The following is a 12,615-nucleotide window of genomic DNA, read 5'->3' on the forward strand; positions in this document are numbered from 1 at the left end:
TCAGGAATCCCGTGTGCTACGCACACTCGCATCGTGCTGACGCACGCTGCGCCGTCTCATGCAGAATCTGACGCGCTTTCGGCGCTATAAAAAGCTTTTAAAGCTTTTTATCAGATTCTAGTATCAGTTCGCGTAGGCACGCCAGAGGAACGTCACGGCGTGAGCACGCTGGCAGAGCGTATCCGGCTCAAAGTGCGTCTCATCCATGCCCTTGACAATGCCGTTCTCTACGCCCCAGGCAACTGCCTGCGCATAGTAGGCATTGGCCGGGACATCGGCAAACGTCGTGCCGCTTGCCTGCGGCATGCCCTTCGCGCGCCACAGGAACGTCAGCGCATGCGCGCGGCTGCAGGCCGTATCCGGCTCGAAGTGCGTCTCATCCATGCCCTTGACGATGCCGTTCTCGACACCCCAGAGGACTGCGTCATAGTAGTAGGCAGAGGCATCGACATCAACGAACGGATTGGTCGTCGTCTTCGGCTGCGGCATACCGTTTGCACGCCACAGGAACGTCAGCGCCTGCGCACGGGTGCAGACCGTCTCCGGCTCGAAGTGCGTCTCATCCATGCCCTTGACGACGCCGTTTTCCACGCCCCAGAGAACCGCGTCATAGAAGTAGTCCTTCTCGGCCACGTCGACGAAGGGATTGCGGATGCGCCAGCCCGCGTAGACCGTCGTGTCGGCCTCGAGCGTCAGGCTTGTGATGGGCTGCGTCAGCGCGGCGTCGAGATACCAGCCGGTGAAGTCATAGCCCTCGCGCTCCGTCACATAGGCGCTCAGGTCCAGGGCAGTACCGACGGGCAGCTCCACGCGCTCCACAACGGAACCGCCGTTGGAGACAAAGCTCAGGACGGCATTGTGCACCGTCTCGATGGTGAATTCCACCCTTGTTTCCGCACTGACGGAGTTGCCGCGGACGGCGACGGCGCGCACGACGGCGGACTGCTCCAGCGTGAACGGGCCGGTGTAGAGCGTGCCGTTCAGAGGATCGGAGCCGTCAAGTGTGTAGTAGATCGCAGCGTCGGCAGAGGCCGCCGTGATGGTCACGGTCTGCGCCTCGGCGTAGCTGCCGCCGTCCGGCGTGATGACCGGTGCCTCGGGCGCCTGCGGGTCAAGCTCGAGCGCCGGAGCGTTCTTCTGCCGGACCTCGCCGTCCAGGATCCAGCTGTCCACCGTCAGGCTGCCGTCCGCACGCAGCTTGATGCTGTAGCGGGTGACGCCGTCCTGCAGGGCGGAACGCAGCTCGTGGTCCTCGCACTGGTTTTCGTTGAGCAGGTCGCGGAACGTCTCGCTGCGCAGCTCCGCGCCGGTCATGGCGGCCGTGTTGCGCACAACGCCGGTCGAGCCCATGGTCACGTTCGTGCCGATGTCCTTTGCAGGCGTCACGACGCTGTTGCCGCTGCGCTGCTCCTGCTCGCTGTTGAAGTAGCCGTAATTCACGGTGCCGATGGCCGTGTTGCGGCCCGCGATGCCGCCGATGTCGCCCGTGGCGTTCTTCGACGTGAGCTTCATGTCGGAATAGTTGTTGCCCGCAACACCCGCCTGCATACCGGCGATGCCGCCGATGGTCGCAGCGTTCACGCCTGCATCGGCATAGATGCTGCCCATGGCGTAGCTGTTGGCCAGGATCGAGAAGCCGTCCAGACCGACGATGCCGCCTGCCAGCGCACTGCCGCTGACGGAGACCGTCGTCAGGTCGACATGGGCGCTGCAGTTCAGGATCACGCTGTCATAGCTCTGACCCACGATACCGCCGACCGTGCTCCAGTCCTTGGAGGACGCGGAGACCGTGCCGGAGACGGCGCAGTTCGTGATGAGCGCGCCTGCGCCGGTCTCGGACTTATCCATAACACCGGCGACGATGCCCGCATAGATGCGGACGCTGTCCGTGCGCTTGATATTGATCTGTGCATTTTCGATGGCGACGTTGCGGATGATCGCGCCGTCGGCATAGGCGAACAGACCGGCTGCGACATAGTCCGCAGGCGTCTCCTCCGTGCCGATGCGCAGGCCGAGGATCTTGTGGTTCTGTCCGTCGAAAATACCGCTGAAACAGTGCGCTCCGGCATTGCCTGCCGGGACCCATTTGCGGCCCGCGAGATCGATATCCGCCGTCAGAACGATGTATTCCCCGGCAAAATGCTCTTCCTCATTCACGGCTGCCGCAAAGGCACGCAGCTGATCGGCCGTTGCGATGCGGTACGGATCGGCCTTCGTGCCGCTGCCGCCGTCGAAGATCGCGGTGGGATCGGCAGGATCATAGGTCGAGGTATCGCCGAGCAGGGCGCGGTTCAGGGCGACCTTCAGCGCGGACTTCAGGGTGCTGTCGTCCGCCGTGTCGCTGTCGGCGCGTTCGACTGTCTGGCTGCTGACCACGGCGGCGAGGATCTCCTCGGCATGGTCGGCGTCGAAGTCCTTCGGGGTGACGATCTCGGCGGAGACGATCTTGCCGTCCTTCACGACGATGCGGACAATGACATGCTCCGCCTCATCGCGGCCGTAGTACACGCCGTCCTGATAGGCATATTCGGGCGTCGGGTCCGGCTTTTCCACGGGGACATAGGTGATGCCCGCCGCGCCGCCGCGCGGGACCGCCTTGCCGTCGACGACCGTCCAGCGCAGGAGCGGGACCGTCAGCTCGGCCGGGTCGACCGGGAATGCGGCAAAGTTCTCATTCAGGGCCGCGGCCAGAGCGGCAGGCTCCAGCGTCATGGCCGTGACGTTGTAGATAAACGCACCGTTAAGCAGATCGCCGTCCTCGTTGTAGCCGGACGGAACGACCGTGCCGAAGGCGACCGGCGGATCGAGGCGCTGATCCTCGATGGTCAGGGCCACATCCTCTGCATAGTAGCTGTCATAGCTCTCGCTGATGGCCGTGGCCATGCCGCCGAGCGCGCCGACAAACTTCGTCCACGTCTTGGACGTCAGCGTGCAGTCGCTGTAGCAGTTCACAAGCGTACCGGCCTGGCAGCCTGCGATGCCGCCGAGGTAGCTCACGCCGCTGTCGTCCACGGTGCGGTCCGTAGCAGCGGTCAGCGTGCCGGTCGCATAGGAGTTTGCGATGATGCCGAAGGCGTTCATGGCCGTGATGCCGCCCGCCTCGGCGTTTGCCGTCTTGCAGTAGGCGTCGAGCGTGACATCCGCGCCGCAGTTGTAAATCTCGCTGCGCTGGCTGTAGCCGATGAGGCCTCCCGCGAAGCTGCTGTTTTCAAAGCTGCCGTTTTCGGTGCGGACCTGCACCGTGCCCACCGCATAGCAGCGGTCGATGAGCGCAAGGTCGCTGCAGCCTGCCAGCAGACCGGCAGACACCGTCTGCTCGCCCGTGACATAGATGCTGCCCTCCACGCGGAGGTCCTCGGCGGAAGCACCGTCCATCAGGGCCGCAAACAGGCCGTAGTACGTCTTCGTCGTGTCGGTCACAGGCGCGCTCGCTGTGCCGATGCTCATGCCGGAAATGGTGTGGCCACGGCCGTCAAAGTGGCCGCGGAAGGCCTGCACACCTTTGTCCGTGTGGCCGATGGGGGCCCACTCTGCACCGGTCAGGTCGAGGTCGGCCGCTAGAGCGATGTAGGCTCCGTCAAAGTCGCTCTTCGCAAAGAACGCGCGGAAGGCCTGCAGCTGGGCAAGCGTGCGGATGATCCACGGATCCTTCTCCGTGCCGTCACCGCTGTCAAAGAAGTCCGGCGTCGGGATCTCGGTATCCTCATAGACTCTGGCGCTCAGGACCGTCTTGCCGTCCTCATTGCGCTCCCAGGCATACCATGCCGCCGGGCGCAGCGCAGCCAGCTCCTCTGCGGTAAAGCCGACATCCTCGCCGGTCAGCCAGCGGTCGGTGCGGCCGAGGCCCGCAGTCGAGAGGCCCTCGTTCATGGTGTCTGCAAACGTCTTCGCGCCGGTGTCGGCAGCAGAGACATTCTCCAGCCGGACCGTGTCGCCCATGGCGCCCGCGGCAGCCGTCTCGATCTGCGTGCCGTTGGCCGTCACAACGGCGGCCGTCTCATAGCGGCAGCCGACGACCAAGCCGTTCAGCGCGCGGCTTGCGGAAATTTTACCGACCAGCATACCGGCAGCGGGCGTCGCCACATCCATGGCGTTGACCAGCTCGATGTTGCCGGAGGCATAGCAGTTGTGCAGCAGGCCGGTCGCCTGGCCGATCAGGCCGCCTGCAGCGCCGCTGATGGTGCTGGTGAGCGTGTAGCCGTTGTGGGAGATCACATCGCCCAGCGCGGCGCAGTTTGCCAGCATGGCGCCGTTGCTGTTGATGGCAGTGATGCCGCCGACGCAGGTCAGGCCGCTCTTGGAGATGGCGGAGACCGTCACATCGGTCCAGCTGTTCGTGATGACGCCGTTCATGGCCTGCGCGCCGAGGATGCCGCCGGTGTAGGCCCAGTTTTCCGCTGTCAGGGAGATGGCGGAGCCGGTGACGGAGCAGTTGTCGATACGGACGCCCGAGCCAATGCTCAGGGAGCCGCCCGCGATGCCGCCGACGAACGGACGCGTCCACTGGCCCACTGCGGAGCCGTAGATGCTCACGCCGGTCAGGTGCAGATTGCGGACCCGTGCATCGTTTGCCAGAATGTCAAAGAAACCGAGCGGCGTATCCGAGGCATCGGCCGGAGCGGACTCCGTGCCGATGGTCATGCCGGAGACCGTGTGGCCCTGGCCGTCGAACGTACCGGCGAAGGAATGGATCGGCGTCCAGTCGCCGTTCAGGGGGATATCGGCATCCAGCGCGACATACTGACCGGCATAGGTCTCGCCGTCCGCCGTCGTCGCTGCGAAGGCGCGCAGCTGCGCTTCGGTACGGATGAGGAACGGAGCGGTCTCGGAGCCGTCGCCGCCCGCAAACGTCGGGTCATCCTGCGAGCCGCCGAGGACGACTTTGCCGTCCGCAAGGCCCCAGCTCTGCCAGGCAGCCGGGCGCATGGCCGCAAGGCTCTCGGCAGTATAGGAGGTGAACTTGCCGCTGCTCGTCAGGTAGGCATCCGTCTCGGCAAGGCCGCTTTCGGAGATACCGTCGTTCAGGGTCGCGGCAAAGGCCGCATCCGTGACGCTGTCGTGCGCGGTGATCTTGTTGTAGTCAAAATACCATGAGGCGGGGATGGAGCCGGTCGCCTTGGCCGTCTGCGTCTCGCCGTTGCAGTGCAGGACTGCGCCGTTGAAATAGTGGCCGGAGACGACCACACCGCCGCTCTGCTCGCCGATGAGGCAGCCGAGATAGACGTTCTTGACGCTCTCGGCAGAATCCTGCAGGGAGACATTGCCGGAGGCGTAGCAGTTGTGGGTCAGATAGGCAGAGGAGCCCAGCAGGCCGCCCGCGCGGCACCAGTTGTATTCCGCACTGACGCCCGTGACCGAGACATCGCCCAGCGCGGCCGCATTGGCGATCATGCTGCTGCCGCCGATGGTGGCGACAAGGCCGCCCGCGCAGGCGGGAGAATTGGCAGAGAGTGCGGTGACGGCAATATCCGTCCAGCAGTTCGTCACAACGTTTTCGCGGTCGAGACGACCGGCAAGGCCGCCCGCATAGGCAAACGTGCCGGAGGTTGCAGAGATCGTGCTGCCCGTGACGGAACAGTTGTCGATACGCACATTGCTGCCCGCCGTGCCCGCGCCGCCGACGAGGCCGCCGGCATAGATGCGGTCATCCAGCGCCGCGCCGGAGCGCTGCACATAGACGGAGGCGTTCGTCAGGTGCAGGTCATGCACTCTGGCCGTGTTGGCCAGCACATCGAAGAAGCCCGCAGAAACCAGCTTGGAGGGCGCATCGGCCGTGCCGATGGTCATGCCGGAGACGGTGTGATCACCGCCGTCGAACGTGCCGCCGAAGCTGTGGACCGGCGTCCACTCGCCGTTCAGGGCGATGTCGGCCGTCAGGACGAAGCAGACGTTCGTCGTCACGAGCTTCCCGGCCTGCGTGGCCTCGGCAAAGGCGCGCAGCTGCGCTTCCGTCGCGATCTGATAGGGATCGCCGACCGAGCCGTCGCCGCCTGCGAAGTAATCCGGCTCTTCCGGCGTGACGGAGCCGCCCGCCGTGGGCAGCAGCGCGCCGTCCGCATTGCGCTCCCATGTGCACCAGCCGTTTTCCGTCATGCTCAGCAGGCTGTCGAGCGTGATGTCGCCGGTCAGCAGGGATTCGGACTTGAAGTAGGCCTGGCCCTTTGCCAGCTCCTCCGGCGTCAGGGCCGCGGTGAGCTTGTTCAGAAGCGTCTCGGAGGCGATCTCGGCGGCCGTCAGACCCTCGCAGTGATCGTTGTCGCTCTCGCTGTAGTTCAGCACGTCGTAACCGACGGCCAGCGGCGTCGAGACCTCGCCGTCATAATAGGTCTGCTTCTCTTCCTTGTTGAAATAGCAGTTGTAGGCCGCAGACAGAGCCGACGGAGAACCGACGACACCGCCGACCGGCACATCCGCGCCGTCGTCATAGGACATGGCGTCCATATGGATGCGGCTGGAGGAATAGCTGGCATAGACCGCGCCGGAGCTGTAGCCCACAACGCCGCCCGCGCCGTACATCATGGAGGTGTTGCCGTAGTTTGCCACGGAGCCGAGGGCCGCGCAGTTCACAACGGCGGAGTTGTTGCCGGTATCGCCGACGATGCCGCCGACGAAGCTGTCAGAGCTGCCCTTGGCATAGACGACAACGTTCGTCCAGCTGTTGCAGATGAGGCTCTTGATGCCGATGCTGCCGACGAGGCCGCCGACGTAGGAATAATAGGGAGAAGTCGTATCGCTGTAGATCGTGCCGGTCGCCCAGCAGCTCTCGACGATGCTGTTCTCGCTGATCCCGGCCGCCAGAAGGCCGACGCTCGGGTCCGTCGTGGTCTTGTTGTAGATCGCGGCGTTGATAACGCCGACGTTGCGGATGGCAGCGCCCTTGCCTACCGAGCCGAAGAGGCCTGCCTCCGTATAGGAAGCCTTCTCGCTCTCCGAGCCGATGGTCATACCGGTGATCGTATGATAGTTGCCGTTGAAGCTGCCGTTGAACGAGCCCGTCGCGCCGATGGGCGTCCACGCAGTCCCGGTCAGGTCCAGATCGGCATCCAGACTGATGTACTGGCCCTCATAGCCCGTGCCGCCGTTGACGGCTGCGGCAAAGGCCTGCAGCTGCGCGGCCGTGCGGATGAGATACGGGTCGCTCTTCGTGCCGCTGCCGGACGCGAAGACCGGAGTCTCCTTCGATTCGGCCTGACGGAACACGTCCTTCGCAGCTTCCTTGATGGCATTGCTGCTCAGGGTCGCGCCGGTCACGGCGTCGAGCTTTTCGACCTGCTCCGGGGTCTGCAGACCGACGAGCCGGTCAAGAAGCACCTTGGCCTTTTCCCAATAGCGGGCAGTTTCCGAATGGGTCACATTGTCCACGCTCGCGATCGCGCCGTTCGTCAGCGTGAGCGTCAGCGCCACAGACCCGTTGCGGCCCGTACCCGTACCGGTGTAGGTGCCGCTCTCGTAGGTCGCCGCGACAGCCGGAGCGACACAGCCGAGCACCAGAAGCACGGACAGCGCCACCGCCAGCAGGCGGCGAGTCACACGATGTTTTGTCATCTCTTGGGTTTCCTCCTTTTTTTATTTGGCAACACCGCATAATTTGGCCTTCGCCGGATATTTTTCGCCGAATGCTCTCGCTGAATTGTGCGGTGCTGCCTTAAAAAACGGACCAAAAAATTGATCCGATTTTTCAGATTTCCTTCGTCAGCTGCCGGTACAGCAGCGTGACGATCTGCGCGCGGGTGCACAGGTCATCCGGGCTGAAGCAGCCGCTGCCCGTGCCGTTCGTAACGTTGTTCTCCGCCGCCCAGGCAACGGCCGCGGCATAGTAGCTGTCCGCCGGGACATCGGCAAAGGCCGTATTGCCGGAGGGCTCCGGCTCCCCTGCCGCACGCCACAGGAACGTGACGATCTGTGCGCGCGTGCACGGGGCATCCGGGCTGAAGCAGCCGCTGCCCGTGCCGTTCGTAACGTTGTTCTCCGCCGCCCAGGCAACAGCCGCAGCATAGTAGCTGTCCGCCGGAACATCGGCAAACGCCGTATTGCCGGAGGACTCGGGCATCCCGGCAGCACGCCACAGGAACGTGACGGCCTGCGCGCGGGTGCAGGACAGGTCCGGCGAGAACGTCGTCTCCGACGTGCCGTTCACCACGCCGTGGGACAGGCCCCAGACGACGGCGTCATAGTAATAGGCATCCTCCGGCACATCCCGGAACGGGAGCTGCATCACTTCGCCGCAGCGGACGCAGAGGCCGTTCACGACCTCGTGGCCCAGCGGCTCCAGCGGCTGGCGGCGCAGTTCGCCGCAGATCGTGCAGCGGAAGTCGATCCAGCCCGACATGGTGCAAGTCGGCTCGCGACGGCCCGTTTCGACCAGCTGATGATCATGCATCTTCGGCTGCGTCGTATACCACAGGCTGCTCGTCTCGCCGCGGTAGACCGTCAGCGGAGTCTTCGTCTTGGCATAGCAGCGGAAGCAGCCCGCATCCGCATCATACTGCAGCGTGCGGCTGAGATAGCGCGCGCTGCGGATCGTCATATGACCGTCCTCCATGGAAATGACCCAGCGGGACAGCGACGTTCCGGCGTCCTGCGCCGTGTTGAGCTGCTCGCTGTTCGAGCGGCAGGCCAGATAGACCGCGTCGGAAGTACCGCCGAGGCGGATGGCATACTGCTCCGTGCCTGCGGCACGCTCGATCTGTACAACGACCGCAGCGGAAACGCCGCGCAGCGCGCCGTCCTCCTCTGCAAGCCCGGCATCGGCAAACGGGACTGCCGCCTCGCTGCTGCCGAGCGCCGCGCCCGTGACCGAGCCGTCGCACAGGAGGGCGCGGCCCGCAGCGGAAAGCACATAGGTGCCGCTCCAGTCCTCCGGGGCCTCCGTCAGCTCGTGGAAGGCAGGCGTCGTTCCGGCCGGAGTCGCAAAATAGCGATAGACGGCGTAAAGTGTCTGCTTCGGCTGCTCAACAGGCAGCTCGCTTCCGGCGCGGAGATAGGCCATGCTCTCAATCGGCTCCGCCTGCTCCTGCAGGGACCAACCGGCGAAGGAATAGTCCTGCGCATCCGCTGCCGGGGTCCCGGCGGGCAGCGGCAGGGGCTCCGCATCCCCGACATAGCTCTGGATATCCGCCTGCATGACACCGTTCGGCACGGCAAAGTGCAGCACAGCTGGCGTCTTGGCAGAGAAGTGGATCGTGATCGTGCAGTCCGCGCGCAGGGACGAGATGCGGAACAGGTCGCCCTCCTGCGTCACAACAGCGGCCCCCTCCGGGGTGACCGTTGCGCCGTCGGCATAGTAGCCGCGGGCCGGGACGGCCGTGACCGTCATGCCCTTCTGGACGACCGTTCCGGCCGTTTCCGGGGCGTCCGTCGTCACGGTCGCGGTGAAGCTCTCCAGCAGGCTCCAGACGGAGCTGACCTCCTGCACGGCGTCGACCTTGCCGTGACCGGGATAGGCGTCCTCCGCCGAGACGACGATGGGGAAGGCTGCATGCTTCCGCACGGCTTCCTCCAGCGATGCGGCGGTCTGGGAGGAATCGCTGCCCAGAATGGCGGGCGAGCAGTCCCAGTTGCCGTAGCGGGCCTTCATGGTGCGGATAGACTCCGCGACCGTGCCGCCCTGCAGCAGCTTGTTGAAAAATTCCTCTTCAAAGCAGTAATCGCCGATAAAGGTAACGGACTGGCTGTAGCCGTAGACGACACCGGCGCCCGCATCCATAAGCGGACCCTCAAGGCCGTCCGTCGCCATGCCGAGACAGATCGCCATCCAAACAAGGCCGCCGTTGGCGGGCTTGTCCATATGGTTGGCAATGACCGTACCGTCGACCTCGTAATAGCGCATGCCGTTGATGCCGCTTCCGCCGTAGACGGCGTGGCCGCCGGCATAGTCCTCGGTCGTCAGGCCCTCGCCGCTCTGCAGGCAGAGGTAGGACGTCGTCGCTTTGGAGGTGTAGTCCTCATTGTCGCCGGTATAGTCCGTGGTGCCGTGGCTGTCAAACAGGATAACGCCGCCGGACTCGACCGCGTCGGCAATGGCGTCGACCGTCGCGGCCTCCGTCTTATAATAGTAGAACGTGCCCTCGGACTTCGCGGCGATGCGTTGGCCCTCTTCGTAATACTGGCGCGTGAATGAGCTGTCCAGACCGTAGTACGGCTGGAAGAGATACACGTCGCGCCCGTGCTGCACGCCGCGCAGGGCGGGAATGCTTTCCAGCGTTTCCGTCTGCGCCGGTTCCTGCGCACGCTCGCTGATGCGCTCGAGCTGCGGGTTATACGAGCAGGTGATGCCCGCATCCGTCTGCCAGGTCACGCAGCTGCCGTTCGCAGAGACCGTGCCCGGCCGGACGCCGTCGGCTGTCTCCAGCCAATCGCAGAGCGCCCCGGTGTCGGCCGCACCCGCCGTGCCGCCGTTCGTGCCGTCCGCCGACGGCAGCGAGGCAAAGATCGCGTCGGCCGCGGCATAATCGGCAGCCGTCAGCTCCCGCGGCTCCGCCTGCCCGCCCGGTGCTGCCGAAGCGGCGGTGCACAGCGAGAACAGCACGGCCACGGATGCCAGCAGAGCCAGAAGCCGTTTCCATCGATTCAACATGCTATTTCCTCCTGTGAATTCTGGTTAGTCTTGCCTAACTCAAGGCCGCATCCCATCGCCGCATGCTCCGTCCGGAGGGGGTGGCCTCGCTTCCGTTCTGCCGCCGGTTTTGGTTAGTCAGCGCTAACTCATGTTGGAAAGAAATCCGCCCAAAGGCGGTCCGGATATCCGGTTCTCATTTCCCGTATATCCTAGTGTATTTTACCGGAGACATCGGGTATTGTCAAGATGGATTTGTGTAAAATTTTCCTGCGGCGAACACCCGGTTCGCCGCAGGTCAGAATCAGACAATATACTGCAGGACCTCGGTCTCGTCCTCGCCGTTGAGATAGATGCGCGGAATACGCTTGTTGATGCCGCACATCAGCTCATACGGGATGGTCCCAAGGCGGTTGGCAAGGCTCGTCACCTCGATGCTGTCGCCGCCATCCTCGCCGAAGACCGTGACGACGTCGCCGACCTTTGCCTCCGGCACGCGCGTGATATCGACCATGCACATGTCCATGCAGATGCGGCCGACCTGCGGCACGCGCCTGCCATGCAGCAGGAACGACACGTTGCTCGAAAGGCTGCGCGGGAAACCGTCTGCATAGCCGATGCCGACGACAGCGATGCGGGCCGGGTCCTCCGTCGTGTAGGTGCGGCCATAGCTGATCGTGATATTCGGCTCAAAGTCGCGGATCTGGAAGATCGTGGAGCGCAGGGACATCACGGGCCGCAGATCGATCATGCCGCGCAGGTCCTCCGACGGGAGCACACCGTAGGTCGCGATGCCGGGGCGGACCATATCGAGCGCATACTCGGGATAGAGAATGGTCGCGCCGCTGTTGCAGCAGTGGCGGATCTCCGGCTCGATGCCCACGCCCTTGAGGGCGCTCAGCATCTGCGTGAAGCGCTCGAACTGCGTATGCGTAAAATTCGCGTCGGCTCCGTCAATGGAATCCGCGACCGGGAAATGCATGAAAATTCCCTCGATGAGAAGCTTGGGCATCTGCGCAACTTCCTTCAGCTCCTCGACCGTCTTCGGGTGGTCATAGGCAAAGAAGCCGAGACGCGACATGCCCGTATCCAACTTGATATGGACCTTGAGGCGGCGCTCTGAGCCCTTGAGCTCCTCGTGCAGCGCGCGGGCATACTCGAGGCTGTGGACCTCCTGCCGCAGTCCCATAGCGACCAGATCGCGCGCATAGGCAGGCGGCGTATAGCCCAGGATCAGGATGGGACGGCGGATGCCGCCGCGGCGGAGCTGCATGGCCTCCTCCAGATTGGAGACGGCAAGGAACTCCGCGCCCAGCTCACACAGATGGCGGCTGATGGGCACGGCACCGTGGCCGTAGGCGTCAGCCTTGACCACGCCGAGGAGGCGGCAGCCTGATGGGATCTTCGCCCGGAGCTGCTGGTAGTTATGATTCAGGTTGTCGAGCGAAATATCCGCCCAGGTTCTCTTTAAATAATCCATGTAAATTTACTTCCGTTATTTCAGACTGAACTCTGATATCGTCAAATTCAGAATACGCTGACCATTATAGCATACTTCCGCATAAATTGGTATGCCATTTTCAAACCAGGTGTCCACCTTGAGCATTTTTTCTTCATAATCCTTCTCATAGGTCGCGCGGAACCGGCCGTCCTCCTCACCGCCCGCGGCGAGATAGGCGGAGGACCAGCAATATGCCACGACGGCCGGACCGGCCGCCGGAGCGAGCCTTCCGTTTGCCAACAGGCCGAAGTCCATCATCAGGCCGTCATAGGTGACGGTTCCTCCGGTCTCGTCCACCGCTGCGGTGATTCCGGCCAGCGTCTCGGGCGCGGCGACGGTGAAGCGCGTCGGGCCGTTCACCTCTGTCTCGCAGTCGAGCGCAAACGGGACGACATAGTCTCCGTAATCTGCCGTCAGCTCCGCGCGGAAGCTGCAGCCCCCGGCCTGCACCAGCGAGGCGCGGAACGCGATGGCGGGCGAAATGCCCTCGTTTCTTCCTCCGCAGCCGCCGAGCAGCAGGCAGAGGCACATCATCAGTACGGCGCAGCCTCGCCGCACG

The 12,615-nt window shown here is 64.1% G+C and carries 4 protein-coding genes; all 4 read right to left on the bottom strand.

Features of this window, described 5'->3' with window-relative positions:
* Window positions 1–123 precede the first annotated feature (123 nt).
* The 4 genes from WMO66_RS06800 to WMO66_RS06815 all read right to left on the bottom strand — a co-directional run bounded on the left by WMO66_RS06800 (window position 124) and on the right by WMO66_RS06815 (window position 12,614).
* Window positions 124–7,545: an S-layer homology domain-containing protein gene (locus WMO66_RS06800; RefSeq protein ID WP_349135649.1), complete on the bottom strand. Its 7,422-nt coding sequence runs from the start codon at window positions 7,543–7,545 to the stop codon at window positions 124–126.
* A gap of 133 nt (window positions 7,546–7,678) precedes the next feature.
* On the bottom strand, window positions 7,679–10,576 hold the full coding sequence (locus WMO66_RS06805; protein ID WP_349135651.1) for an S-layer homology domain-containing protein: 2,898 nt from the start codon (window positions 10,574–10,576) through the stop codon (window positions 7,679–7,681).
* Between the two features lie 283 nt (window positions 10,577–10,859).
* Window positions 10,860–12,035, bottom strand: a complete 1,176-nt coding sequence (gene alr, locus WMO66_RS06810; RefSeq protein WP_349135653.1) for an alanine racemase — start codon at window positions 12,033–12,035, stop codon at window positions 10,860–10,862.
* Window positions 12,036–12,050: 15 nt separating this feature from the next.
* Window positions 12,051–12,614, bottom strand: coding sequence for a hypothetical protein (locus WMO66_RS06815; RefSeq protein ID WP_349135654.1), 564 nt, complete (start codon window positions 12,612–12,614; stop codon window positions 12,051–12,053).
* Between the last annotated feature and the right edge of the window lies 1 nt (window position 12,615).

This window comes from Faecousia intestinalis (genome assembly GCF_040096185.1).
Taxonomy (GTDB): domain Bacteria; phylum Bacillota; class Clostridia; order Oscillospirales; family Oscillospiraceae; genus JAZOXB01.

Excerpts from the sequence above, each read along its gene's own strand:
- WMO66_RS06800 (WP_349135649.1), bottom strand. The coding sequence starts at position 7,545 with ATGACAAAACATCGTGTGACTCGCCGCCTGCTGGCGGTGGCGCTGTCC.
- WMO66_RS06805 (WP_349135651.1), bottom strand. The coding sequence starts at position 10,576 with ATGTTGAATCGATGGAAACGGCTTCTGGCTCTGCTGGCATCCGTGGCC.
- alr (WP_349135653.1), bottom strand. The coding sequence starts at position 12,035 with ATGGATTATTTAAAGAGAACCTGGGCGGATATTTCGCTCGACAACCTG.